This window comes from Rhodococcus sp. SBT000017 (genome assembly GCF_003688915.1).
GTDB lineage: Bacteria > Actinomycetota > Actinomycetes > Mycobacteriales > Mycobacteriaceae > Rhodococcoides.
This window is the reverse complement of sequence record NZ_REFU01000001.1, coordinates 3,922,317-3,948,059: the sequence shown is the minus strand read 5'-3', so window position 1 is coordinate 3,948,059 and position 25,743 is coordinate 3,922,317. Positions and strand designations below refer to the sequence as shown.

Sequence of the window (25,743 nt, the reverse complement as noted above, 5' to 3'; positions counted from 1 at the left end):
CAGCAGCATCACCATCTCGAAGAAACGGAGTTTCGAAATGTCTCGGAACAAGGCGGCCGACTCGAACGAGCAGTACACGGACGAGTCCTACGCGATAGTGGCGCGCGCGGTGACATTCGACTGGTCCGGCGTTCCGCTCCAGTACATCCCCCACGAGTGGTACGCCACCCACTTCTGGAACGTGATGCATCTGGTCCTGCCCGAGGGCGAACGCGCGATGGCGGACGTGTTCGCCCGCGCCCTGCCGTTCATCGACGACCGCAGGCTGCACGAGGAAGTCGTGGGATTCGTCGGCCAGGAAGCAACGCACGCGTCCTCCCACGAGAGCTTCCGCAACTACCTCGTTGCGCACGGAGTGGACATCGAACCGATTCTGCAGCGCATTCGCTTCGCCGTGGGTGTGGTGTTCGGCGATCACGGCCTCACCGGCCGCGCAGGCAAAGCATGGCTGAACGAACGCCTCGGAATCTACGCAGCAGCAGAGCACTTCACTGCCGTGGTGGGCGAATGGCTGCTCGACAACACCGAATTCGACCGCATCGGCGTCGACCCCACGATGCTCGACCTGCTCCGTTGGCACGGCGCGGAAGAGCTCGAGCACCGCAACGTCGCATTCGACGCGTTCCAATACGTCGACGGTGGCGGATTCCGTAGGGCCCGAACAGCAGTCGTGGCCAGTGCCGGGTTGGCCGTGCTGTGGTTCACCACCGCCGCGTACCTGTACAAGAACTCGGTTGCCACGCCGCGCACCGGAAAGCGCCGAATGCACACTCCCTGGCCCCTCGCTTTCGCACGCGCGTCCCGTAAGAACCTCATTCCCGGTCTGTCGTTCCTGTTCGTACAGCTCGCCCTCTACATCCGTCCGGGCTTCCACCCCTCGAAGATGGGCGACATCGACAAAGCAGTGCAGTATCTCGCCGTCTCCCCCGCAGCCCTGGCGGCCCAGCAATGACAGGCACTCACGTGGTGAACACTCCCACCCACAGCCATCTGGGCGAGGTCACCGTGAACGCGCCCGGCCTCGGACTGCGGACCGTCGGTGCCGTGTCCCGCGTCTACGCCAAACTCGTCACCGATTCGTCGATCGTGACGGCCCTGTCTCCGGCGCGGCCCCGGCGAAGCGTCGGATACGAATTCGAGACCGTCGTCGACGACACGATCGACGAGGCCGAGGATGTTCGCTCACTGCTGCTCTCTCGCACAGACGGTGCACCGCTTCCGAAGTGGTTGCCCGGCGCGCACATCGACGTCACCACCCCAGCCGGCTCGGTGCGGCAGTACTCGCTCGCCGGTCGCCCCGGCGCAGGTGATCGCTACCGCATCAGCGTCCGCAGGATCCCCGGCGGCACGGCGTCCACCGAGATTCACACCCTCTCTCGCGGTGATGTCCTACGAGTTCGCGGACCCCGCAATGCTTTCCCGATGGCCGAGGCCGAGCACTACCTCTTCGTGGCCGCAGGAATCGGCATCACACCCATCCGGGCGATGATCGAACGCGCCGCTGCGGACGGGGCGCGGTGGACGCTATACTACCACGGTCGCTCTCGGGCGAGTCTGCCGTTCGTTGCCCTACTGCAGCAGTTGGCACTGACCTCGCGCGGTCATGTGATCGTCAAGACCGACGATGTCGACGGATTTCCGGTTCCGACGGACATCGTCGATCTCGGGATGGGCAACTCCGCCATGTACGTCTGTGGGCCCGCGGCACTGTCGAGCCGGCTTCGCGCCGAGGCCCTCTCGAGTACGGCCGTCCGTGAATTCCACACCGAACTGTTCGCGCCCGCACCGGTGGTCGACGGCAGGCCGTTCGTGTTGCAGCTCGACCGTTCCGGCGAAACCGTCGAGGTCGGTGCCCAGGAGACCGCTCTCGACGCCCTCCGTCGATCGCGGCCGGACCAGCCCTATTCCTGCCGCCAAGGCTTCTGCGGAGCGTGCGTGGTCGGTCTCGTCGGCGGGCGCGTCGATCACCGCGACCGCGTTCTCGATGCCTCCGAACGCGAGAACTCGCTCACCCTGTGCGTTTCGCGTGGTGCCGTCGACGGCGAAGTCGTCGTCCTCGATCTGTAGAAGGAGCTCGAACTCTCATGACTGCAACACAAGCCGGCACCGCACTGCCCTCCATCGACGTCGCGATCATCGGCGCGGGTTTCGGCGGCCTCGGTGCCGCGATCCGACTCGAGCAGGAAGAACGCGGCGACTTTCTGATCTTCGAGCGCGACACCGCCGTCGGTGGAACGTGGCACGTGAACACCTATCCCGGTGCGCAGTGCGACATCCCGTCCGCCCTGTACTCGTTCTCCTTCGCACCCAACCCGGACTGGACGCGGCTGTACCCGCTGCAGCCCGAGATCGAGGCGTACCTCAACGACTGCACCGACAAGTTCGGGATCCGGGATCGGATCCGCTTCGGTCACGAGGTACTGGACGCAACCTGGAACGACGCGCAGGCCCGATGGGTGGTGCGGACGAGCGCAGGAACGTGGTCGGCGCGCATCCTGATCGGAGCCCTCGGACCGTTCAGCGAGCCGGCCACGCCCAAGATCGAAGGCCTGGAATCGTTCTCGGGCAGTGTGTTCCACTCGGCGAAGTGGGACCACGAGCACTCCGCCGAGGGTCGACGCATCGCCGTCATCGGCACCGGCGCATCTGCGGTGCAGTTCGTCCCGCGGCTGGCCCCCGAGGCCGCACACCTGACTCTGTTCCAGCGGACGCCCACCTGGATTCTTCCGCACCCCGACCGGCCGATCTCCGAATCCGGCCGATCCGTGCTGCGGAAGTACCCCCGGGCCCAGCGGGCCATGCGCCGCGTGTTCGATCTGTTCCAGGAAGCGTTGGTCCCCGGACTCATCAGCCATCGCTCGTTGTTGGCACCGCTCACGGCGGTGGGCCGCGCTCACCTGCGCCGTCAGGTGAAGGATCCCGTTCTTCGCGAGAAGCTCACGCCCGGTTACGAATTCGGCTGCAAGCGACCCACCTTCTCGAACAAGTTCTACCCCGCACTGTGTAGAGAGAACGTCACCGTCGAGACCACCGGCATCGCTCGAATCGTGCCCGAGGGCATCGTCACCACCGACGGGACCGTGCACGAGGTGGACGCGATTGTCCTCGGGACCGGATTCACCGTGTCCGGCCACACCGGCTTCCGGCGCATCGTCGGCCGCGACGGAAAATCGTTGGCGGACAAGTGGCCCGACGGCGAGATGTCGTCGTACCGAGGTACCACGGTGCACGGCTTCCCGAACTTCTTCATGCTGCTCGGTCCCAACTCGGTGGTGTACACCTCGCAGGTGGTCACCATCGAGGCTCAGGTGAACTACATCCTGGCGGCGCTACGCGCCATGGACTCCAACGCGATCACGGCGCTCGAGGTGAGCATGCGTGCGCAGTCGACGTTCGCCGAACACACCGACCGCAAGCTCGCGGGATCGGTGTGGAACTCCGGCGGGTGCAGCAGCTACTACCTGAGCCCTTCGGGCCGAAACGTGACGTACTGGCCCGGTTCGGTGCGTAATTTCACCCGACGCATGTCCAGCATCGAACTCGGCCATTATCACTGGCGCAGTGCAGATTTCCGACCCGATACCGAGCTCGTGACCACGAGGGAGCCCACATGAAGAACAGCATCGAGCTACCGGGAAAAGTGGCGTTGGTGACGGGTGGCGCACGTGGAATCGGAGCTGCGACGGTCGCGAAATTGGTATCCGCGGGAGCCTCCGTGGCCGTGGTCGATCGAGACTTCCCCGCGGACGCCACGAGTTCCGGACGAATCCTGCTGCTCACCGGCGACGTCACCGATCCCGATGCAATGGCCGACTGCGTTGCCGCGACTATGAGCACGTTCGGCGGTCTCGACATCGTGATCGCCAACGCCGGCATCACGCCCCCGCCCGCCACCATCAGGACCATCGACCGCGCGGTCTTCGACTCGGTGATGGCCGTGAACTTCGGCGGCGTGCTCAACATCGTGCGTGCTGCGGCCGACGAGATCGTCGCGAGCGGCGGCCACATCCTGTTGGTGTCGTCGTGCGCCGCCTTCACTCCCGGCATGGGCGGTTCTGCCTACATGGTGAGCAAAGCGGCCGTCGAACAGCTCGGCCGCGCCCTGAGAATCGAACTCGCCGCCGCGGGCGCAACAGCGGGTCTCGCGTATTTCGGTGTGGTGGATACCGATCTGGCTCGCAACACCCTCGACAGCGATCCGATGGGCCAGCGAATCGGCGGGTTTCTACCCTGGCCGCTGAACCGCCGTCTGCCCTCGCAGCGCGCCGCAGAGTTGCTGGTGCACTCGGTCCGCACGCGTCGGGCCCGCCTCATCGCGCCGTCCACCTGGACGCCGTACTTCTGGTTCCGCGGAGTTCTCAACCCGATTCTGGAACGCAGACTCGTCAAGGACCGCGCGATCGCCGAGATCATCCGGGATCTGGAGAAGACGCACGCCCGCTGAGCTCGCCGGCGTGGGCGGGTGGCTACTCGCTGTCCCCGTCCACGCTGGGTACGTCACTCATGGGCGGTAGCGATCGCGCGCACAGGTCTCGTGCATCGGCGTCGGATACGCCGAGGGCGAGCAGAACGCTGTAGGCCATCTGGTCGACGGCCTCGACGTCGCTCCGCTCGGGTTGCTCCAGCAGTAGCTGCCCCATGCCCAGCAGTGCACCCGCGACCAATGCCAGCGACAGCTGGATGTCCGAGACGCGAAAGTATCCGGCAACGACTCCGGCCTCGATGTCTCGCGCGGCGCGAGGACCGAGACCGTGCGGTGAGGTGATCAATTCGGGGCCGGAGTGGATGAGTACGCGGCTCAACTCGGGCCGCAACCGAAACAGGCGGCCGGCGATTCGGAAGGATCGAGTGAAGGCCTCGGCAGGATCGGCGGCAACATCGGTCAGCGAGTCGAGGTAGATACCCAACAGCTCGAGCGCGCCGTCGACCGCGGCCTGGAACAGCTGTTCTCTGCTCTCGAAGTGGTTGTAGAACGACCCCATCCCGACGTCGGCAGCCTGCGTGATCTCTGCGATCGGCGCGTTCAGTTCGCCGCGGGCGATGAATCCTTGCGCCGCCGCGATCAGCGCACCGCGAGTGCGTGCTTTGCGCCGCTCGAGCCGATTCGGGGTCTCTGTCATGTTCCCTACTTCTGTCTGCGCTGGTCGACGCCCTGACTCTTCCTCACCGCTGACGATTTTGTCAATATCCTTGACTGACTCAGCAGTCATAGGTGACGATAGTGTCAACAACGAGGGAGGGCTGATGGGACACGACGTCGACGGCCACAAGAACATGCATGTGGATCAGGGCGCGCTGCCCGGCGAGCACCCGGGTAAAGCCACCGACCCGATCATCAAGGTGCGCGACATCGCATGGCTCGAGTTCCGCAAACCAGATCTGGCGAAGGCCGAGGCATTCGCCGTGGCGTTCGGATTCACCGTCTCACTGCGCACGTCCGAGGAAATTCACCTCCGTGGCACCCACATCGGCTCACCGTGCGTGATCATCCGACGCGGTAAGCGAACTCGTTTCGTCGGTGCAGCGTTCGCCGCCGCCGAGGATGCCGACGTCGTCCGACTCGCCGAGGCCACCGGGCAGCGGGTCCAGCGCCTACCCGACACACTCGGTGGTATCGCGGTCACTCTGACCGATCCGGGTGGTCAGCCCGTTCAGGTCGTCTCGGGATACACCGAACACCCGGAGCTTCCGGGCCAGGACACACACACCTACAACTTCGGCGATCCCCGCAATCGGGTGAACGCCACTCAGCGGCCACCGCATCAGCCTGCACGAGTACAACGACTCGGGCATGTGGTGCTGCAGCGAGTGGACTATCTGGAAAACCTGAACTGGTATCTGCATCACCTGGGACTGATCGTCAGCGATTTCCTCTACTACGACGGCCAACGCGACCGAGGTCCGGTGATGAGTTTCATCCGCTGCGATCGCGGCAGCATCCCGTCCGATCATCACACGCTCGCCATGACTCTCGGTCCCTCGGATCGGTACGTGCACTCGGCTTATCAGGTGACCGACATCGACGCCATCGCCGCCGGCGGCGAATTCCTCACCGCGCGTGGATACAAGCATTCCTGGGGTATCGGCAGACACATCCAGGGCAGCCAGATCTTCGACTACTGGCGTGATCCCGACGGTTTCCTGGTGGAACATTTCAGCGACGGCGATATGTTCGACAACTCCCTCGAACCCGGTTGGGCCCCGATGACGGCGTCCGGGCTGGCCCAGTGGGGGCCGCCCGCGACCAAGGACTTCCTCGGAATCGCCCCCAGCAAAGCGTCGATACACGAATTGAAATCGATCCTCTCCTCCCTGCGTAACGACAACGAGTTCGACACCGAACGCCTTCGTGGCCTGATGAAAGTGGCATCCTCATGAGCATCGCTGTACTCCGCACCGCCGACGCCTGGTGGGTCGAGACCCCGGTCGGCGCGTCGCGCATCGATACCTCCGCTACCACCACCGCCGAGCTCCTCGCCGACCGCACAGCCATCGAGGCAGCTCGGTCCGGCACCGATGTCGTTGCCGTGGAAACGTTGTCATTGATCTCCCCGGTCACCGCACCCTGTCGGGTGATGGCGAACATGACCAATTTCGTTTCGCACGTCAAGGATTCGGGCATGAACCCCGACACCGTTCCGCTGACGTTCTTCCGCAAGACTTCGGGATCGATCAGCGGCCCGACCGATGACATCGTCAAGCCGCCGCATGTGAAGCTGCTCGACTACGAGATCGAGATCGGGCTGGTGTTCGGCAAGACGCTCACTGTCGGGACCAAGGTCGACGCCTCCAACGTGGCCGAGTACGTCGCCGGACTCGTGATCACCAACGACGTCTCGGCACGTGACGTTCAGCTGCCGAAAACTCAGTTCTACGAGGGCAAGTCGTATCCCACGTTCACTCCGGTCGGGCCGCGGCTGGTACTTCTCGAGGCCGGCGAGTTCGACCGGTTCGGCGAACTCGCACTGACTCTGCGAGTCAACGGCTCTGTGCGACAGGACAGTACGGTCGCCGATATGATCTACCGTCCGGTCGAGTCGCTCAAGGCTCTGAGCAAGTTCCAGCGCCTCGACGCGGGCGATCTGTTGCTCACCGGCACTCCCGGCGGTACCGCTTTGAAGGCCCCTGCCAAGCCGATCGAAATGATCGGATCGCTGGTTCCGCCGTCGGTCAAGTGGAAGGTCTTCTTCAAGAAGCAGGCCAAGAACCCCGACTTCCTGCAGGACGGCGACGTCCTCGAACTGACCAGCTCGACTCCCGACGGAGCCCTGGATCTGGGGGTTCAGCGCACCCGGGTCTCCTACCGATGACCGGACACGAGTCCGACGGCGCGCACCGCCGGGTGGTGATCATCGGCGCAGGGCCGACGGGAATGACCGCTGCACTGTTGCTGGCCCGCTACGGCGTTCCCACCCTCGTACTCGACCGATGGGAGGACGTTTTTCCGCAGCCCCGCGCGGTTCACCTCGACGACGAGGTGTACCGCATCCTCGACGACCTGGGACTGGGCGAGGACTTCGCGGCTATCTCCCGTCCCGGACGCGGACTACGTTTGTGCACCAAAGACATTCGCACCCTTGCCGAGTTCGAGCGCGACCCGGACGACCGACCGCACGGGTATCCGCAGGCCAACATGTTCGACCAACCCGATCTCGAACGGCTGATGCGTTCTCATGTCTCCCGCTACGACCTCGTGGAGATGCGCGGTGGATGCGAGATCACCGATGTGCAGAATCTGAAGGACGGCGTCCGAGTCTCGTACAACTCCACCGACGATGACACCCCGCATTGGGTGAGCGCCGACTACGTTCTCGGTTGCGACGGCGCCAACAGTGTGGTGCGCAGGTCCATCGGCTCGAAGATGCAGGACCTCGGTTTCGAGCAGCGGTGGTTGGTGATCGATATCGAGACCGACGTCGACCTCGATCAGTGGGACGGCGTGCATCAGGTGTGCGATTCCGAGCGATCGGCGACGTACATGCGCATCGGAACCACCCGGTATCGCTGGGAGTTCCAGTTACTCGACAGCGAGACCCTCGACGAGTTCACCGACCTCTCGGCCATCCACCCTCTGATCGCACCGTGGTTCACCTCCGCCGAGATCCCAGAGATGAAGCTGATTCGCAGCGCCGAGTACACCTTTCGGGCACAGGTGGCCGATCGATGGCGTGATCGCCGGGTCTTCGTTCTCGGAGACGCCGCACACCTGACCCCGCCGTTCATCGGCCAAGGCATGGGTGCGGGTGTGCGCGATGCTCGTAACCTGGTGTGGAAGCTGGTGGGCGCACTCGACGGACACGTGCACGACTGTGCACTGGACAGCTACGAAATCGAGCGAAAAACGCACGCCAAGGCCATGATCGAGCTGGCTGTCGCGATGGGATGGGCCATGACCGGCGGGAGCAAGCTCACCGGCATCATGCGGACCAATATCGCGCCTGCTCTCGGTCGCCTGCCGTTCATCGGGGCAAAGGTGACCGCCAGCACCACACCGTCGCTCACCCGATCGCCGTTCGTGCTGCGATCGCGTGGACCGGTTCGCGGTCTCGCTGGAAAACTCTGCCCCAACAGCATCATGAACAACGGCACTCGCCTGGACGACGTTGCTCCGGGACAGTTCCTGCTCGTCTCCGCCACACCCCTGACCATCGAGCAGCGACGCGAGGTCGAGCGGCGCGGTGCCGCGGTGGTCGAGGTAGCGGCTTCGTCCGATCTCGGACGGTGGCTCTCACACGGTCACGCTGTCGCGGCGATCGTGCGTCCGGATCGAACCGTGATGGCTGCCGGCAAGTCGGTACCGTCACTGCACACCGTGGTGCCGAGCACCACCCTTCGCACGACCCTGCACACGGCGCAAAACCCGCTGCACAACCCGACGCCGACCGCAGCAGCACAGGCACCCGAACGCGGTGCAGTTCGCACCGCGACTCGCACTGCAACGAAGAGGCGGAGATGAACACTGCACTTGTCACCGGAGCGACGTCCGGCATCGGCCAGGCCGTCGCCGAACTTCTGATCGCTCGTGGCTACCGGGTCATCGGAACGAGTCGCAACAGCGGGGCCGTGGTCGATCCGATTCCCGGAGTCGACTACCGCGACCTGGACCTGACGGACCCGGCATCGCTCCGCGGGTTCGTCGACGGCATCGCCGACACCCCGGTGGATGTGCTGATCAACAACGCGGGTGAAAGCCAGTGCGGACCGATCGAAGAGCTGCCCATCGAGGCGATCACCCGACTCTTCCAGCTCAATGTGTTCGGTGCTGTCGAGCTGACTCAGGCAGTGCTGCCGGGTATGCGCGAGAGACGCCGCGGAAAGATCGTCAACATCGGGTCGATGCTGGCAAGCTTCCCGCTGGCCTACCGTTCCTCGTACGCCGCCACCAAGGCAGCGATCAAGGGGTTCTCGACTGCAGCACGCTTCGAGCTCGAGCCGTTCGGAATCGACATCACCACAGTCGAACCCGGCTCTATCGACACCGGCCTCTCGGCTCGTCGAACCAAATACTGCGGCCCGCATTCGCCGTATCTGCGCGACTTCACCACAGTGATCGCCAAGCTCGATGCCAAAGAGTCCGAGGGCATTACGGCCGAAACGGTTGCCACCACAGTGCTGCGAGCGGTGGAGGACGAGAAAACTTTGCCCATCTACGCCGTGGGCAGCAATGCTCCGGCAGTGTTCCTCGCCCAGCGATTGCTGCCGCGCACCGTGCTGGAAAAGTTCACGGCCCGCGCCTACGGACTGCCCAGCAAGCGCCCGTTGAACTAGCCGAACACGTGGGCTTCAGTGAAACAACTGTGCCACGAACGGAATCGTATCGGCCTGCGACTGGACGAAGGCTCCACTGTGGTCGGTGTTGTACACCCTGAAGGTCACCGGCTCACCGTTGGCCGTCAGGCGGGCGACGTAAGCGGCGGTGGTCGGGAACGGAACGTCGATGTCCTGCACGCCGTTGCCCATGAAGAACGGCTTGTCGAAACCCGTTTCGGGCATCGCCATGTAGTCGTCGAGCACGGCGGTGAAGTTGGGCATGCCGGTCAGTGGCGCGGTGAAGAAGTCGCCGATCGTGACGCCGTCGAGTTGCGCCTCGAAATCCCAGACGCACGTCGTCTCGGCCAGGTCTGCGTACTTCTTTCCGAGTGGAGTAAGGATGTTGTCCAAGCCGAGTTCGGGATGCGCGTAGCGCAGCGAGGCCCCGATGTACGCGACGTAGGCGGTCAGGCCCGCCGGTAGTTCCACCGGCGGAACGCCCGGTCCACCGATCGAGACCAACTTCTCGATGTATGCGGGAGTTCCGGTACCGACCGCCCCGCGGTAGTCGAGATCGGGACCGCCGAATTCGGTCGCATAACGCGCGGTGTAGATAGCTGCGCCGGCTCCCTGGGATTGACCGACGGTCACCCAGGATCGTGACAGGTCCTCGCTGTAGTTGCGGCCCGCCTTGACCATGTCCACCACGTTGTGGGCGGTGGTTCGCCCGTCGAGATAGGCCGGCAATCCAGGCGTTCCGAGGCCGGCGTAGTCACTGGCGACAATGGCGTAACCCTGTGCGAGCCAGTTCGCGAGGTACGGCAGATCTCGTTCGGCCGATGCAGGTCCCGTGACGGACGGTGCGCACGCGTCACCGAGCCCGGACGTGCCGTGTGCCCACGAGATCACCGGCCAGCCGCCCTCCGGCGCAGTGCCCGGCGGCAGGAAGACGGTGCCGGTACTCAGAGCCTTGTCGCCGAACGTGTCGGTGGTGACATAGGTGAGCACTTCGGCCGAGGCCGCACCGGGAATCCAGAGCTCTCGGGGAAGATCTCGCGTGGAGACGACATCTCCGATGCCCTGCGTGATCGAGGGTGCAGCAGACGACGGCGCAGCGAACACCGCCGAGGTTGCCGCGCTGAACACGAGAGCTGCCGTGAGTGCCACAGCGCCGAGCCGGTGACGTGTCGTCACGTGATCTCCATTCCGGGTGAGTGTGCCTTCGGGACACCGCGATCGTCGATGCGCGCCACCTTGTAATACACGATCGCACCGATCCAGACAACGAAGAACGTACCGACGACGAGCTGACCGGCGAGGTTGAGATCGATGACGGCCAACGCGTCCCACAGCCCACCGGTCAGCTCCAAATGTTCGGCGAGCAGAGTCAGCAATTGCACCGTGCCGATCACCAGGGCCACGAAGACGGACAGCCCCGTCATCGTCATGTTGTAGTAGATCTTTCGCACCGGTGTCACGAATGCCCAGCCGTATGCCTTCGACATGAAGATTCCATCGATCGTGTCCATCGTGGTCATGCCCGCCGCGAACAGGACCGGCAGCGCGATGATCGCCATGGGCGGCAATCCTCCGGCAATGGCCGTCGTGCCGGCGACCGCGAGCAGACCGACTTGGGTGGCGGTGTCGAAGCCCAACCCGAACAGCAGACCCAATGGATACATCTGCCACGAGTGGTTGATCAGCTTGTCGTATCGACCACGGAACAGTCGATTCATCAAGCCACGCTTGGCCAGCAACTCGTCCAGCCCTTCCTCGGTGTACTCACCTCGCTTCGCCCGACGCCAGACCCCGACGATGCCGGCGAGGACTGCGATGTTCAATGCGGCGATGAGATACAGGAATGTTCCGGAAACCAATGTGCCGATGACGCCGCCGACTCCGGCGAACGCGTCCTGGAACGCCGTCGCCTGCGACGCGACGAAAGCGATGGCAGCGACGAAGACGAACACGACCGTCGAATGACCCAGGGAGAAGAAGAGTCCGACAGCCAACGGCCGCTTGCCCTTCTGCAGCAGAAAGCGGGTGGTGTCGTCGATGGCGGCGATGTGATCGGCGTCGAAGGCGTGCCTGAGCCCGAGGGTGTATGCCAACACGCCCGCTCCGGCGTACACGAGGGTGCCGTCGGCCCCGGTGAGTCCGTGAATGCTCGGGATGGAGTCGTAGTGCGTGAACAACCCCCAACCGATCACGTGCAGAGCGGCCACGAAGCCGGCCATCGCCAATAGGCGGGGGATCTCGTCGAGAGTGAATCGACTCTGCCGTCGGCCGACCTCGGCGCGCGATAGCTCAATCGTCATGGGGACATTGTGGCCGACGACAACGAATTACTCTTCCCGCGCAGCCGCGGCCAGGACTCGCTGCGAATCGCGTTCCACGGACCAGTAGGCCAGAAGGGCGAAAACTCCGCCGATGGCCAGCAGCGGAAGGAGCGGAATCAGGCCGACGGTGAGTGAATCCGCCGCGTCGGACACCACACCGACCAGAAGCGGCCCGACGGCGCCGCCCGCGGTCGCGGCGATCTGCAGCATGCCGAATCCAAGACCCCGATCGCGTGCCGGAACGACGTCGGCGACGCAGGCGGTGAGCGTGGGGAGAGCGAAGGCCGAGAAGAAGGCGAACACGGTGAGCAGGACGACGAACACCACCGTGGAGTCCATGCCGAGCGCAATCGACATGAACACACTTCCCACCAGGATTCCGCTACCGCCCAGCAGTACTCGCCATTGCGCGAGGCTGGTGCCGACCACGGCGCGACGGGTTGCCATCGCCGCGACGAGCGTGCCGAGGACGATTCCGAGCAGCGTCATTCCTCCGCCAGACGTCGCGGCAGCCGATTCGGACAGGCCGTACCGGCGTTGCAGCAGACTCGGTAGCCAGAAGGTCAGGCCACCGATCGACAAGCTCATGACCGTCAGAGCCGCACCGGTGAACCACAGCGTTCGGACGGGCAACAGTCGCCGGAGCTGGGTGGCAAGCGGTCCGGACGGTGTGCGAGCCTGCAGGCTCAGGTCTGCGCGAGCCGCCAACCTGTCTGCGTATCCGCGTTCGGGTTCTTTCAGACGTGAGACGAGCACTGCGACAAGCAGTCCCGGGATCGTCATGACCATGAAGGCCCCGCGCCAGCCCAGCCAGTCCGCCAGCACACCACCCAGCACGATGCCTGCGCCGCCCAGGTACGCCGAGGTTCGCCACCAACCGAACGCGGTGGATCGCGTTGCAGGCGGATAGAAGTCGGCAAGAAGACTCGCGCTCGCCGGGTTGTCCACTGCCTCCGCGGCGGCCAGACCGACCCGCACGAGATAGAAGATCAAGAAGGTGGGCGCAAGCGCAGAACCCAGCGTCGCCAAAGACCACAGCACGACGACCCACGTCACGATTCTGCCGCGATCGTGACGGTCGGCGAGGTATGCAGCAGGTATCGCCAGGACACCCGCGGCGATCGCGGATGCACTGGGCAGCGATCCCGCCACCGCGTCGCCGAAACCCCATTCGGCCTGCAGCTGAGGAAGAACCGCAGCCACGAGGCTGAATTCGATACGGTCCACGAAGGCCACGAGGACCAACACGATCGCCGGTCCCCAGCCGAACGGAAGGACGGCAGAACCGGGCCCGGTGCGCAAGGTCCCGATGGTTCGCCAACGACTGCCACGATCGACCACGGTGCCTCGATCGATACCGGTCGCCATGCGTCGTCCCCCTGTTCAGCGCGATCGATCCCAGTGTGCACCGTTCGAGGAAATCTCAACATCGGTTGATGTCTCTGTGATTTCCGTCGAACATGCTGACAGGTCACAACGCGGAAGCGGACATTCGGTGCTCCCGTCACGGCAGGATGAGATGGCCGAAAACGAAATGAATTGGGACGGTGTTTATGTCACGGGTGAGAATCGCGATGTGCGTGCTCGCAGGTCTGGGATCCTTCGCGATCGTCGTTGCGCTACTGCTGCCCACCCTCGTCTACGACCGTCTGGCCGTGACTCCCCTCGACATCGCCGCAACCACGGTGGCCACCACGGCAGACGGTGCGGGCGGCGAGGTCCTCGACTCGAGGACGATCACCGGCCCCGGCCCCCTGTCGATCGCGACAGATGTCCCCCTCGTTCTCCAGCGGTACATCACCGTGGAGGATCCCTCCGACGCAGACCGCGTCACCTTCCAGGTCGGAGCCACGGTGCGACGCGCCGACCGCGACGGGGATGCGAGCCTGCTGACCGCCTCGGTGGATCGAGTGACGAGCGACCGGCGCACCGGCCTACCCGTCGAGCCCGCCGGATCCCTGCAGACCACAGTCGACTCACCTGCTGTTCCTCTGCCCCGCACAGGGTTACAGCATCGCTTCCCATTCGATACCCAGCCGATCACGTACACGGTCTACGACGCGACGGCGTGGACGAGCTTCGAGGCGAACTTCGTCGAGGAGATCACCATGGAGGGGCTGCCGATCTATCACTTCCGATCGATCGTGACCGAAGCCGACCTCTCGACCACGACCCAGTCACCGATCAACTCGGTGACCCTCCCGGCATCGAAATGGGGACTGGGCGATGGAGACGAGCCGATCACGATGAAGCGGTGGTACTCGAACGTTCGCGACATCTACGTCGAGCCCACGAGCGGAAGCCTGGTGTGGGGACAGGAAACGCCGTACCAGTACTTCGCGCGAGATCCGAAGATCCCCGAGATCACGATCTTCAAGGCGTCACTCGCCCTGGACGAGACGGGTCGGTTGGAGCAGGTGGCCTCGGCACGCGACGCGGCGAACAAGTTGGCCTGGTTGACTTCTCGCGGACCACTCCTGGGATACGCGATCGGTGGGGCCTGCCTCGTCGGCGCCGTTGCCGCCGGAGTGATCGGATCCCGCCGCGCGCGTTCACCCGAGCCCACCCAACGACATGCAGACGAAGCCGAGCGCGCGTCGGTATGACACTGGAGCAACCGGTCGACAGGGGCGCCGCTGGGTGGTGTCAGGGCCTCGGGTCCGCGCTACAGGTGCTCATGCGAGCAACCATCAGCACAATCCGCTGATCCGGCGACGCAATGTGAGTGGAGCGACCTGGGGTCACCGCACCACTACCGCTGTGCCATAGACGGTTTCGTCGAGAACTCCAAAGACACCAACGGCCCCGAATTGCCGGGTGTTCAGCTAATTGCTAGCGTGCGGCCGGTGAGCGCCCCGCAGCCTTCCACACCTGCACCACCTCCATTCGCCGTCGGCGCGCTGTGCGCCGCCGGAACGTTGCCGATCGTGGGGCAGCTGTACATCGCCCTGCCGCTGAACATTCAGCTCGACTCGCTGACCGGAGCGGGGCAGGGGACGGCGGCGTTGGCGACCACAGTGTTCTCGCTGGCCTATGCCCTGGGAATTGTGCTGATCGGTCCGCTCACCGACCGACTCGGCGCTCATCGCACCATGGTGATGAGCGCGGGTGTCACCGCCGCAGTGACGTTGGCGACGGCGTTTGCGTCGTCGATGTCGATATTTCTTGCAGCAAGGGCGCTGCAAGGACTGGCGGCAGCTGCGTTCACTCCGGCGACACTGGCCTACATCTCACGCACGTCTTCTCCCAAGAACGTTCCGGCATTGAACGCCGCGGCAATCGGAGCCGGAATGGGGGCGGCGGTCGTCGCACAGGTGGCAGCGCAAGTGCTGGTGCAGGCCGGAGGTATCCGTACGGTATTTCTCGCCGGGGGTGGAGCAATCGCAGTTGCCGCAGCCGGCATCAAGTTCGGCTTGTCTCCAGACAGTCGAGCCGGCAAGCACACCGGAATTCCGTTGCGGCAGACTTACGGGGCCCTCGGGGCCCTCGTGCGTCGCGCACCGATAGCCGCACTCTTGGTCACCGCCAGTACATTCTTGTCGAGCCTGGTGGCGCTCTATGCAGGCTTTCAACTCAGCGGAGATTGGGACGAGCAGGGATTGCTGATCCTGCGAGCAATCACTCTGCCTGCGGTGGTCGTCGCCGGTTTCCTGATCACGAGAATCACGACCGTGCCGATACGGCCACGACTGTTGTGGCCGCTCTGTTCGATGTGCGCAGCAGTGGCCGTCTGCGCCGCCAGCACCTCGATCGTGGCAGTGGCATGTGCGATGGTCGTGTTCACCGGCGGACTGTGCATCGCCGCGCCGACGGTGGTGGGCGAAATCGTCCGATGGTCGGAGGGCAACGTCGGTGCCGCGACCACCCTCTACACCGTCGCAGTATTCGGGGGTGCCTCTCTCGGCGCTCCGCTTGCGGCTGCTCTCGGCAGCGGAGGATCGCAGGCGGTTGCGATGGCGTGTTTGTTGATCCTGGTAATGGGTTCGGCTTCGGGTTTCTACTCTGTTCGTGAACGAGCCAAGACCGCGGGGACCAAGGACACCGCTACCTGAGCGCCTTTAACCCAGCGCGACATGACCGGCGTGCCGGACGTCACTAGCCTGTTATCGGCGCTGCTCCGGTAGTGGGTTTGTCCGATTTGCGTGGACACCGACGGGAGACTGCGGAAGCATCGACTTCCGCAAGCATCTCTGCATTCGAGTTCTCGCTGTCCGACCCAGGGGGAGTAATGAAACATCAGGCAGCACTGGGAAATACGATCACCCGCCTAGCGACGGTCGAGGACGCTCTCGGGCCCGCCGAAGGCCGGTTCTTCGGCAGTGGATACAAGAGAGTGCGACAGGACATCACCATCGACAAGGTGCGGTCGGGGTCCTTCACCGGCCGACTGAACTTGACGATGCCGGCAGACTGGTCCACGAAAGGAACTACCGAACAGCTGCCGCACGCCAGCACGATCGATGTCATCGTCACTGCCGCTCTGATCGGCGAGTACCTCGTCCAGCTCAGAACCGGACGCGAAACCCGCTGCTGGGTCGAGCAACTGACGGTTCGTGCACCGGTCAAGCCGGCCGAGGGAAACTCCATGAGCCTCTCCGTTTCCGGCACCGTTCTGGAGTACACGGAGGGCAGCACCAAAGCCCGGATCGACATCGGCGAGTTCAAGGCGGAGATAGTGGTGTCGCACGAAGTCGCTCCCACCTCGATCTCCGACACAGAAGCCGCCGTCGACCTGCCCTCGATCACTCCCGTTCGTCCCCATCTGTACCGAGAAGCGTTTCGCCACCACAACACATCCGTTCGGGATGTGGACGTCGATTTCCCTGCCCAGCAGGCCTTCTCACGGTTGGTCACTGTTTTCGATACCGGGACGAACAGCGGATCGGTGGCCGGAATCGACGCCGGCGACTCCGCCAGCGTCAATTTGATCGACGCATTCTGCGAGGCACTCCAGGTCGGACAGATACTTCTGTACGACCTGGACGATCTCGAGCGGTCGACGAGCAATACTCTGTGGATGCGCCGGTTGCGCATTCAAGCGGACGGTCCCGCCGCTCGGACTCTCGGCCCCCGATCGTCTACAGCACTGGACAAGGCAGCCGTGGTCGAGAAGGGTGGAAGCGTTTGGCGTACTGCCGATGTGCGCTACAGCCGCCCAGGAACATCGCTGGTCTGCTCCGTTGCACACCGGATCGGTCGGAGCCAGGACCGTGGTTGAATTCCGTGGGGTTCGGATCGTAGGGATCGGCGGTTTCGTACCCGGAGCCCCCGTTCACAATCACCAACTCTGCACCGATCTCGATACCTCGGACGAATGGATCACCCAGAGAACGGGAATCAGAAGTCGACACTTCGTCGGCCCTGGTGTGACCACCAGCGACATGGCAACTGCCGCTGCTGCGAATGCACTCGATTCGGCCCGAAGGGAATTCGAGCCGGACATCGTAGTCTGTGCCACCACGACACCGGACTTCCGTTGTCCTGCAACAGCTCCAGTGGTAGCATCCAACCTCGGACTCACATCGCGCCCCGCCTTCGATGTATCGGCGGTGTGTTCGGGATTCCTGTATGCGCTCTCCGTCGCCGGATCGATGCTCGGCGAGGGCAAATACGACTCGGCACTCGTCGTTGCCGCAGAGTCGTTCAGCACGCTGTTGGACAAGCGAGACAGATCCACCGCAGTGATCTTCGGAGACGGAGCCGGGGCGGTTCTGCTCCGATACGACCCGGATGCCCTTTCCGGACAGGTTCACGGTGTCGAACTTGCCTCGGAAGGCACCGATAGTCAACTCATTTCGGTTCCAGGCGGAGGTGCATACTCAGCAGCGCACCCTGACGAGGCGCTTTCCCCGTACTTTCGAATGGACGGGCGTCGGGTGTTCACACGTGCAATTCGCGCAATGGCCGACATCTCACTTCGAGCTCTCGAGGTGCCCGGATGGACGGTAGGTCAGGTGGACACACTGATCGGCCACCAGGCCAATGCAAGAATCCTCCGCGGCGTCGCCAACGAACTTGGCATTCCTGCACACAAGGCCGTTGTTCATCTCGACGAAGTGGGCAATACCTCTGCGGCGTCGATTCCCCTCGCCATGGCGGCCAGAGGCAAGAGCATCGCCACTTCGAGCAAGACCCTGCTCACCGCCTACGGTGCCGGAACCACCTGGGCCGCTGCCACTCTGGACTGGCCTGACGTCACCCCCGTCTACACATCGGACCTGTGCCCCACCAATCTGTCGAACGGAGCTATGACATGACTGCACTGGATGTGAACGCCCTACAAGCACTCGTAGACCGTACATTTCCCGACGATGACTTCATCATTGCCATGGACCAACGATTCGAGGACATCGGATTCGATTCCCTTGCTGTGCTCGAACTCGGTTCAGCACTCGAGAAGGAGTTCGGCATCCCGCTTTCCGAGCCGGACCTTTACGACTGCAATACATTCGGCGATCTCGCCGCACTCATCTCCGCCGTCTCTCCCTCTACCTAGTCCCGTGTTTCTCGGCTATCAGATTCCGGATTTCGAGTACGGCACATCACCCCAGGACACGTTCGGGCTCGTCGTTGCCCAAGCCCACGAAGCAGAATCTGCGGGCTTCGACTGCCTCTACGTGATGGACCACTTCTACCCCTTGCCGCTCATCGGTCCCATCGACGGGACGATGTTCGAGTCTCAGACCCTACTATCGGCACTGGCAGCGACGACGTCGAACATCGGGCTGTCACCGCTGGTGTCCAGTGTCACCTACCGAAATCCGACGCTGCTGGCCAAGTCCACCGCGACTATCGATGCCATCAGCGGTGGACGCGGCGGATTCGGCTTGGGCACCGGCTGGTTCGAGAGAGAACATCGAGACTTTGGCTTCGACCTCGGGCGGTTGTCGGACAGATACGAAAAGCTCTCCGAGACACTACAGATTCTGCGTGCATTGATTTCCGGTGATCCCGGCGTTTTCTCCGGTCGCTGGTTCCGATGCGATCGACCCATCATGAACCCTCCGTTGCGATCGGACATCCCGGTATTGGTGGGTGGCGGCGGGGAGCTGCGCACGTTCGGACTGGCAGCGCGGTACGCCGATCATCTCAACATTCTCTGTGACGCTGCAGTGATCACTCGGAAGGTGTCTGCCGCGGAAGCCCGCTGCGCGGAGGTCGACCGCGACCCCGCCACTCTGCTCACGTCGTACACCGCCTACTTGTTCACCGCAGATTCGGACCGGGAGGCACAGGTGGTTCACGAGGCATTCATGGCTCGCCGCGGCGGTGTCGCCGCAGCAGCCGTGGGCCGACATTTCGTCGGAACTGCGGCTACCGTGGCTGATCAGCTACTGGGGCGAATAGTCGACAAGGGAGTAGGCGGTCTGATCGTCAACATGGTGACAGCAGGTCACGTACCCGGCCGAATTTCCGACGTCGCACATGCTCTACGAGCAGCACGCTAGTCACCGACACCATACGAAGGAGGCACGATGCACGACCCGAATCCCGCAACGGCTACTTCGCGTCAGTCGATCGCACCCGAGGCACCGGGCTATTGCGCGGCCCGTGAATTGTTCGAAGTTCTGTCCAGCAAGTGGGTGATCCGCACTCTACTGATCCTCGATACGGAGCCCGCGGTGCGCTACTCGGATATTCGTAGACAGCTCCCGGGAATCAGTCACAAAATGATGGCGCAGACCCTCCGCACGCTGCGACGCGACGGATTCATGTCGCGTCACGCGATGCCAGGGATTCCCCCTCGCGTCGAGTATTCACTCGAGCCGATGGGGCGCGAGGTACTCACTATCGTCACCCGTTTCAAGGAGTGGACGGAGGAGAACATCGATCGGGTGCTCGACAACAGAATTCGAGCCGAGGCCGAAGAAGCCGACTCCCGAAACTGACGCGTTCCATCTTGGTTTTTCGCGTTTCACGACGGGTCGTCGACAGGCACATTGAGGACCACGCTCAGTGCCGATTCGGTCGTGGGAGTCAGGCCTATCGTTCGATACTCGCGGGGCGCAGCACTTCCACCAGCGCGATAGCTGATCGTGCCCGGTAGTGACGCGATGACTTCATGTCGTTCCCACAGAGTGCGGAACTCGGGAACATTCATCAGCGCCGTCACGGTGTCCTGGAGACGTGAATCGTACGGATACCTCGCAACCTGTTGCCGGTAGCGGCCCACCAGGACTCGTCCCGCCAGATCTGTTCGTCCATACCAGGATTGGCGTCCGGCCTCGGTGAAGAACCGAACCATGCAGTTGGTACCGACACGCACGCCCAATTCCCGCTGAGCGTGGGCGTTCGCTGCAACCACCTCCCAATAGCGGTTGATCGCGTATGCGGGATACAGCCTGTCGAGTCCATCAACGACCAATCGCACATCGAACAACTCACTCGGGGAGGACCCGCACCGGTCCGATGCACGTGCCTTGTCCGACGGGAGATCGACTGCGTGGTCGCGTTGCAAGCCATCGACGGGCGATTCGGTCAACCCCCCCAGCGAGTACAGATACGTCGCCTCGTCCGAGGAAAGCCCGAAGGCCTGCACCAGCGAACGGGCGACTTCGATGGTGAGAGTGATGTCTCGGCCCTGCTCCAGCCACGTGTACCAGGACATGCCGACTCCTGCGAGTTCGGCTACCTCTTGGCGGCGTAATCCCCGAATCCGACGTCTCGGTGGCATGCAGTCGAGCAGCCCTGCGTCGACCGGTGAAGTCCGTTCACGGCACGCCCGCAAGAACCGGGCGAGTTCGGACCTCCGATAATTCGCTCCCTCGGCTTCGGGATCCATGACCACGTCGTAGCTACTTCCACGGGTCGACAAGGACCTTGCCTATCGTCCCGGCCTCGACAGCCTCGTGTGCCGCGACGATGTCGGTCATACCGAACACCGTGGTCGGGAGCTGTTCGAGCGAACAGTCGGACAACGCGTCGACTATTCCGGTGACCGCGGCGTCCTGCTCGGGTTCCGAGATCGTGTACACGAGCATGAATCGGACCGAGGCTTGCAGGAACAGCAGACGCTGCGTCGGCAGACATGGAGGTTCCGGTTCCGGTGCATACGCAACGACCGTCCCTCGGGGATTGAGTACCCTAGCCGTGCAATCGATATTTGCACCCAACGCAACCTCGACGACCAAGTCGACGCCACCATATGGGCTTGCTGCGGTGATTTCCGCCGCAAGATCGGCAGCATTGCGGTAGTCGATCACTACGTCCGCTCCGGCGTTCTGCGCGATCCGCGCCTTTTCCGGGGACGACACCGTGGTGACGACGAAAGCCCCCTCGTACTTGGCGAGCTGAATGGCAGCGTTGCCGACTGCCCCTGCTCCACCGGTCACGAGGACGGTCCTTCCCGACAGCGGACCGTCGACGTGCAGACAGTGCCACGCAGTCATGTAGGGAATTCCGATTCCGGCGGCGAACTCGTCGGAAACATGGTCGGGAATCAGGACTGCCTGACGCTGGGGTAGACACAAGAACTGCGACGCTGTGCCGTGCGAACGGTTCCATGCACCGTTCCATATCCACACTCGCTCACCGAGCCTGGACTCGGAAACGCCCTCTCCCACAGCGTCGATCGTTCCCGAACCGTCCGAGTGCGGTATCGACCACTCCGCGCCCGCCCAGGGCCGGCCCGTCCGGCGCGCACGCCAATCGGACGGATTGATTCCAGACATTCGGACCCTGATACGAACCTCGCCGGGGCCTGGGTCGGGTGCTTCGATCTGCCGCACTGTCAATACGTCCCGAGCATCTCCGAGCTCTCGGTACGCTGCAACCTGCATCAGAGCTGGCATCGTCACTCCGCTTCTCGGTCAGTCGGATTCTCACGCCGACCGCTGTGTCTCGCTACGCACGTCCATCGCCCCGTACTCCCGCTCCGCGGCCGCGATGGCTTCCTCGACCGACATCACCACGGGAAGTCGGAAGTGCTGCGCGATCCGCTCTGCCCGCTCGCCCAAACTGCCGCCGATCACGGTGTAGGGCATGTCGATCTCCCCCATGACCTGCATGAGAAGCCTGTCGGACGAGTCACGAAACGTGGCGTTGACCGGGCGGTGCCCGTCCTCGGACAACGGCAGCTCATTCGGCAGATGAACGAACGCGGTGAATGTCTCGCGGACGTGCCGCTTGAAAGCTTTGCCCAACTCGCTCATGACATCCTCGAAGTATGCCAATTCCGGGGTCTTGTCGACCGAGGCGTCCGATTCGAGCGACGCCGACTCGTTGGGATTGATTCCCACTTTCACACGAACGGCACCGTAGATCCATTCCTGAAGTGACGAACCGTCGGAGACGAAGTTGCCGTCGAGAAGACGTTCGTGCGCACACCGGTCCGAGTGCCGGACGACGATCATCTGGATCAACTGGGACGAGGTGCATTCTTCGAGGGTCTTACCCGGTGCCGCATCCGGGAGGATCTCCCGCATCGTCTTGGCCCGCGTCCGGGGAATTCCGGTGTAGTGCGACAGGACCATGGAGGTGATGGTCTTACCACTGGAGTAAGTTCCGGAAATCCCCAGGTTCATGCGAGTACGCCTGTGATCGAGGTGGCTGCTCCGCGGGCCCCCTCGATGTGCCCCACAAGATCCGCCTGGGCATCGGCGGTCATCACCGTCGGCGAGAAGCGTTCGTAGGTGATGTCCTGGATTCCGATGAACCGGAGCCAGTCATCGACGAACGGCTGGGCGAAGTCGGAGCCGAATGCTGCGCTCACCCCGGGGTGGAACACCCCACTGGTCAGAGACACGAAGGCTCGCTTGTCGGCCAGCAATCCGCTGTAGCCGGCCTCGGGGTCGAAGCCGAACGACCATCCCGGCTGCGTCACGATGTCGACGAATTGCTTGAACTTGTACGGCACACCTGCGTTCCACAGCGGCAACGCGATCGCATACACATCGAACTCGGCAAAGGTCTCGAACAACTCCTTGCACTCACCCCACAGTTTCTGCTGCTCGGCGGTCTGCTCTGCGCCGCTGAACACCGCCATCTTCGCGTTGGCGGCGACCGTGCCGAACTCGGGCAGGTTCATCTCGAACAGATTCCAGGTGACGACCTCGGCACCGGAGGCAGCCAACTCGGCCACGTACGTCGCAGTTATCTGCGCGGAGAAGGAGTCGGCACCACGGGGTGACGCAACTATTTCCAGGACCTTCGTCATCGGAACCCACTTTCGTCGAGGAGTCTGCACTGATGCGCAGACCAATTGGAACCGACATGGAGACGAACGCACAAGAACGCACTTTGAGGTGAGTGTGCAACTCACTTACAGGTGAGCTGCCCGTAGCCCTCTACTCCGACGCTGATGCCCCGACTCCAACTCCGCTGCTCCGCAACCGAACTGAGCGGATCCGAAGCTACGGCGCAGCAACCCCCAATGCCCTGAGCGCCATTGCGCGCAACACGGGACGAGCATTCTTCGACGGAGTACGCCCCGCACTGTTGGGCGTGGAGTTGATGAGGCCGAAGACCGCGTGTGCCGCAGTTCGAGCGTCGGCCTCGTTCAGTTCCGGGCCGACGGCGCAGAGCACCCCGACCCAGAGTTCCACGTACTCACGCTGCATTCGGCGCACCTTGCGTCGAGCGCCCTCCGGAAGACTCTGTAGGTCGCGATCCTGGATTCTGATGAATGCCGGTGTGTCGAAGGCAAAGTCGAGGTGGAACTCGACCAACGCAGACAACGTATCCACGGCAGCCCTACCACGATCGACCACCGCCCGGCCACCGTCGAGCAGATACTCCGAGATCCCGACCATCAGCTCGACGAGCACGGCTTCCTTGTTCGGGAAGTGACGGTAGACGGCCGGTCCGCTGACACCGACTGCCGCGCCCAGATCCTCGAGTCGCACCGAGGTGAATCCGCGTTCGGCGAACAGCGATGCTGCGGCATCGAGCAACTGCTGTCGACGCTCGGCCTTGCGCTGCTCACGCACCGTCGTCGGCTTTGCCTCCAACTCCTGCACTGGCTCCCCCTCGACCCTGGACTCTCAGTTAATCGTAGTTTACTATGATGTCAGTTATCAACCATTAACTGAACTCCTGTGACACCGGCGTCCAACCCCTAAGGCGTGCACCTCATGGCAATCGATATTGCTGCCAACCGGGCAGATCACGAGCTTCTCACCAGTGAGCTGGCCGAGCGGCTCGCCGCGGCGGCGCTCGGCGGTAGCGAAAAATCCCGGGAACGCCACATCGCGCGAGGCAAACTCCTCCCCCGCGACCGCGTCGACGAGCTACTCGATCCCGGCAGCCCGTTCCTGGAGATCGCGCCACTGGCTGCCAACGGTCTCTACGACGACGAGTGCCCCGGCGCGGGAGTGATCGCCGGCATCGGCCGCGTCTCCGGTCGCGAATGCGTCATCATCGCCAACGACGCCACCGTCAAGGGCGGCACGTACTACCCGATGACGGTCAAGAAGCATCTGCGCGCGCAGGAGATCGCCCTGCAGAACACCCTGCCGTGCATCTACCTCGTCGACTCGGGCGGCGCATTCCTCCCGCGTCAGGACGAGGTGTTCCCCGACCGCGACCACTTCGGCCGTATCTTCTTCAATCAGGCGACCATGAGCGCCAAAGGAATTGCGCAGATCGCCGCGGTCATGGGTTCGTGCACTGCAGGCGGCGCCTACGTGCCGGCGATGAGCGACGAGGCCATCATCGTCAAGAACCAGGGCACCATCTTCCTCGGCGGCCCGCCACTGGTGAAGGCCGCGACCGGCGAGGTCGTCACCGCAGAAGAACTCGGCGGTGGTGATCTGCATTCCAAGATCTCCGGCGTCACCGACCATCTCGCCGAGGACGATCGAGACGCACTACACCGGGTCCGCCGAATCGTGTCGACGCTAGGGCCCCGCACTCCACGCCCGTGGGACGTCGTCACGACGCGTGATCCGGTCGTCGACCAGACCGAGCTCTACGACGTCGTCCCCACCGACCCCCGCACCCCGTACGACGTGCGTGAGGTGATCACCCGGGTGGTCGACGGCGGCGAATTCGACGAGTTCAAAGCCGAATACGGCAAGACTCTCGTCACCGGATTCGCCCACCTTCACGGTCATCCCGTCGGAATCATCGCCAACAACGGTGTGCTGTTCGCCGAATCTGCCATGAAGGGCGCACATTTCATCGAATTGTGCGACAAGCGCAGTATCCCGCTCGTCTTCCTGCAGAACATCTCCGGCTTCATGGTCGGCCGCGACTACGAGGCAGGCGGCATCGCCAAACACGGAGCGAAGATGGTCACCGCGGTGGCGTGTGCCCGTGTCCCCAAGATCACCGTCGTCATCGGCGGCTCCTACGGCGCGGGCAACTACTCGATGTGTGGCAGAGCGTATTCACCACGTTTCTTGTTCATGTGGCCCAACGCGCGAATCTCGGTGATGGGCGGCGAGCAGGCGGCGTCGGTGCTCGCGACGGTGCGCAGCGAACAACTCGACGCTGCAGGTCAGCCGTGGTGCGATGAGGACCAGGAATCGTTCAAGGCTCCGATCCGTGAGCAGTACGAAAGCCAGGGCAACCCCTACTATTCGACGGCCCGCCTGTGGGACGACGGCATCATCGACCCGGCCGATACCAGGCAGGTCCTCGGACTGGCCCTCGCGGCGTGCGCCAATGCGCCGCTCGAGCCGGTCTCCTACGGCGTTTTCAGGATGTGACCGAC

Annotated in this window: 25 protein-coding genes; 16 read left to right on the top strand and 9 right to left on the bottom strand. The window is 63.5% G+C overall.

Translation table 11 applies throughout. From position 1 onward, the window contains the following. Positions 1 to 37 precede the first annotated feature (37 nt). From AYK61_RS18565 to AYK61_RS18550, 4 genes are read left to right on the top strand one after another with little or no spacing between them, the layout of a single operon-like run. The gene (locus AYK61_RS18565; RefSeq protein WP_121872884.1) at positions 38 to 952 is read left to right on the top strand and encodes a metal-dependent hydrolase; all 915 of its coding nucleotides are present in this window, start codon (positions 38 to 40) and stop codon (positions 950 to 952) included. Beyond that, complete coding sequence (locus tag AYK61_RS18560; protein WP_121871904.1) at positions 949 to 2,067, top strand: PDR/VanB family oxidoreductase; 1,119 nt, start codon at positions 949 to 951, stop codon at positions 2,065 to 2,067. The genes AYK61_RS18565 and AYK61_RS18560 overlap by 4 nt, the downstream gene beginning before the upstream one ends. Before the next feature lie 17 nt (positions 2,068 to 2,084). Beyond that, a complete protein-coding gene (locus AYK61_RS18555; protein WP_121871903.1) occupies positions 2,085 to 3,614 on the top strand; it encodes an NAD(P)/FAD-dependent oxidoreductase in 1,530 nt (509 codons plus the stop codon). Beyond that, complete coding sequence (locus tag AYK61_RS18550; protein ID WP_121871902.1) at positions 3,611 to 4,444, top strand: SDR family NAD(P)-dependent oxidoreductase; 834 nt, start codon at positions 3,611 to 3,613, stop codon at positions 4,442 to 4,444. The genes AYK61_RS18555 and AYK61_RS18550 overlap by 4 nt, the downstream gene beginning before the upstream one ends. A 22-nt stretch (positions 4,445 to 4,466) precedes the next feature. On the opposite strand, the gene AYK61_RS18545 is transcribed toward AYK61_RS18550, so the two are convergent. Beyond that, on the bottom strand, positions 4,467 to 5,120 hold the full coding sequence (locus AYK61_RS18545; protein ID WP_121871901.1) for a TetR/AcrR family transcriptional regulator: 654 nt from the start codon (positions 5,118 to 5,120) through the stop codon (positions 4,467 to 4,469). Between the two features lie 124 nt (positions 5,121 to 5,244). Between AYK61_RS18545 and AYK61_RS18540 the strand changes: the two genes are divergently transcribed. The 4 genes from AYK61_RS18540 to AYK61_RS18525 are packed head-to-tail and all read left to right on the top strand — an operon-like array spanning position 5,245 to position 9,768. Next, complete coding sequence (locus AYK61_RS18540) at positions 5,245 to 6,378, top strand: VOC family protein (RefSeq protein WP_121871900.1); 1,134 nt, start codon at positions 5,245 to 5,247, stop codon at positions 6,376 to 6,378. Then, a complete protein-coding gene (locus AYK61_RS18535) occupies positions 6,375 to 7,310 on the top strand; it encodes a fumarylacetoacetate hydrolase family protein (protein WP_121871899.1) in 936 nt (311 codons plus the stop codon). Before AYK61_RS18540 ends, AYK61_RS18535 begins: the two co-directional genes overlap by 4 nt. Then, positions 7,307 to 8,956 (top strand): bifunctional 3-(3-hydroxy-phenyl)propionate/3-hydroxycinnamic acid hydroxylase, encoded by a 1,650-nt coding sequence (locus AYK61_RS18530; RefSeq protein WP_121871898.1) that lies wholly within the window; start codon positions 7,307 to 7,309, stop codon positions 8,954 to 8,956. The genes AYK61_RS18535 and AYK61_RS18530 overlap by 4 nt, the downstream gene beginning before the upstream one ends. Further along, the gene (locus AYK61_RS18525; protein ID WP_121871897.1) at positions 8,953 to 9,768 is read left to right on the top strand and encodes an SDR family oxidoreductase; all 816 of its coding nucleotides are present in this window, start codon (positions 8,953 to 8,955) and stop codon (positions 9,766 to 9,768) included. Before AYK61_RS18530 ends, AYK61_RS18525 begins: the two co-directional genes overlap by 4 nt. A 15-nt stretch (positions 9,769 to 9,783) precedes the next feature. Here the strand turns inward: AYK61_RS18525 and AYK61_RS18520 are convergent, their stop codons facing one another. The 3 genes from AYK61_RS18520 to AYK61_RS18510 are packed head-to-tail and all read right to left on the bottom strand — an operon-like array spanning position 9,784 to position 13,457. Next, entirely contained in the window at positions 9,784 to 10,944 is a 1,161-nt protein-coding gene (locus AYK61_RS18520) for a lipase family protein (protein ID WP_121871896.1), read from the bottom strand. Beyond that, on the bottom strand, positions 10,941 to 12,068 hold the full coding sequence (locus AYK61_RS18515) for a HoxN/HupN/NixA family nickel/cobalt transporter (RefSeq protein ID WP_121871895.1): 1,128 nt from the start codon (positions 12,066 to 12,068) through the stop codon (positions 10,941 to 10,943). The genes AYK61_RS18520 and AYK61_RS18515 overlap by 4 nt, the downstream gene beginning before the upstream one ends. A 27-nt stretch (positions 12,069 to 12,095) precedes the next feature. Next, the gene (locus tag AYK61_RS18510; RefSeq protein WP_121871894.1) at positions 12,096 to 13,457 is read right to left on the bottom strand and encodes an MFS transporter; all 1,362 of its coding nucleotides are present in this window, start codon (positions 13,455 to 13,457) and stop codon (positions 12,096 to 12,098) included. A 185-nt stretch (positions 13,458 to 13,642) separates the two neighbouring features. On the opposite strand from AYK61_RS18510, the gene AYK61_RS18505 reads away from it, so the two are divergent. The 7 genes from AYK61_RS18505 (at position 13,643) to AYK61_RS18475 (ending at position 19,978) form a co-directional block, all read left to right on the top strand. Continuing rightward, the gene (locus AYK61_RS18505; protein ID WP_121871893.1) at positions 13,643 to 14,695 is read left to right on the top strand and encodes a DUF3068 domain-containing protein; all 1,053 of its coding nucleotides are present in this window, start codon (positions 13,643 to 13,645) and stop codon (positions 14,693 to 14,695) included. A gap of 240 nt (positions 14,696 to 14,935) precedes the next feature. Continuing rightward, positions 14,936 to 16,141, top strand: coding sequence for an MFS transporter (locus AYK61_RS18500; protein WP_183130352.1), 1,206 nt, complete (start codon positions 14,936 to 14,938; stop codon positions 16,139 to 16,141). A gap of 176 nt (positions 16,142 to 16,317) precedes the next feature. Beyond that, positions 16,318 to 17,307, top strand: a complete 990-nt coding sequence (locus AYK61_RS18495; protein ID WP_121871891.1) for an AvrD family protein — start codon at positions 16,318 to 16,320, stop codon at positions 17,305 to 17,307. After that, positions 17,228 to 18,346 carry a beta-ketoacyl-ACP synthase 3 gene (locus tag AYK61_RS18490; protein WP_121871890.1) on the top strand — a complete coding sequence of 373 codons (1,119 nt, stop codon included), beginning with the start codon at positions 17,228 to 17,230 and terminating at the stop codon, positions 18,344 to 18,346. Before AYK61_RS18495 ends, AYK61_RS18490 begins: the two co-directional genes overlap by 80 nt. Beyond that, positions 18,343 to 18,585 carry an acyl carrier protein gene (locus AYK61_RS18485; RefSeq protein ID WP_121871889.1) on the top strand — a complete coding sequence of 81 codons (243 nt, stop codon included), beginning with the start codon at positions 18,343 to 18,345 and terminating at the stop codon, positions 18,583 to 18,585. The genes AYK61_RS18490 and AYK61_RS18485 overlap by 4 nt, the downstream gene beginning before the upstream one ends. A gap of 4 nt (positions 18,586 to 18,589) precedes the next feature. Beyond that, positions 18,590 to 19,537 carry a TIGR03560 family F420-dependent LLM class oxidoreductase gene (locus AYK61_RS18480; protein ID WP_183130351.1) on the top strand — a complete coding sequence of 316 codons (948 nt, stop codon included), beginning with the start codon at positions 18,590 to 18,592 and terminating at the stop codon, positions 19,535 to 19,537. Between the two features lie 27 nt (positions 19,538 to 19,564). After that, positions 19,565 to 19,978 carry a helix-turn-helix domain-containing protein gene (locus AYK61_RS18475; RefSeq protein WP_121871887.1) on the top strand — a complete coding sequence of 138 codons (414 nt, stop codon included), beginning with the start codon at positions 19,565 to 19,567 and terminating at the stop codon, positions 19,976 to 19,978. Between the two features lie 26 nt (positions 19,979 to 20,004). Here the strand turns inward: AYK61_RS18475 and AYK61_RS18470 are convergent, their stop codons facing one another. The 5 genes from AYK61_RS18470 to AYK61_RS18450 form a co-directional block, all read right to left on the bottom strand. Beyond that, positions 20,005 to 20,871, bottom strand: coding sequence for a helix-turn-helix transcriptional regulator (locus AYK61_RS18470; RefSeq protein WP_121871886.1), 867 nt, complete (start codon positions 20,869 to 20,871; stop codon positions 20,005 to 20,007). A gap of 13 nt (positions 20,872 to 20,884) precedes the next feature. Continuing rightward, entirely contained in the window at positions 20,885 to 21,880 is a 996-nt protein-coding gene (locus AYK61_RS18465; protein ID WP_128644798.1) for an NADPH:quinone reductase, read from the bottom strand. Between the two features lie 30 nt (positions 21,881 to 21,910). Next, on the bottom strand, positions 21,911 to 22,612 hold the full coding sequence (locus tag AYK61_RS18460) for an AAA family ATPase (RefSeq protein WP_121871884.1): 702 nt from the start codon (positions 22,610 to 22,612) through the stop codon (positions 21,911 to 21,913). Continuing rightward, a complete protein-coding gene (locus AYK61_RS18455) occupies positions 22,609 to 23,244 on the bottom strand; it encodes an FMN-dependent NADH-azoreductase (protein WP_121871883.1) in 636 nt (211 codons plus the stop codon). Before AYK61_RS18455 ends, AYK61_RS18460 begins: the two co-directional genes overlap by 4 nt. Before the next feature lie 196 nt (positions 23,245 to 23,440). Continuing rightward, on the bottom strand, positions 23,441 to 24,046 hold the full coding sequence (locus AYK61_RS18450; RefSeq protein ID WP_121871882.1) for a TetR/AcrR family transcriptional regulator: 606 nt from the start codon (positions 24,044 to 24,046) through the stop codon (positions 23,441 to 23,443). A 114-nt stretch (positions 24,047 to 24,160) separates the two neighbouring features. On the opposite strand from AYK61_RS18450, the gene AYK61_RS18445 reads away from it, so the two are divergent. Then, positions 24,161 to 25,738, top strand: a complete 1,578-nt coding sequence (locus tag AYK61_RS18445) for a carboxyl transferase domain-containing protein (RefSeq protein ID WP_121871881.1) — start codon at positions 24,161 to 24,163, stop codon at positions 25,736 to 25,738. Positions 25,739 to 25,743: the final 5 nt, after the last annotated feature.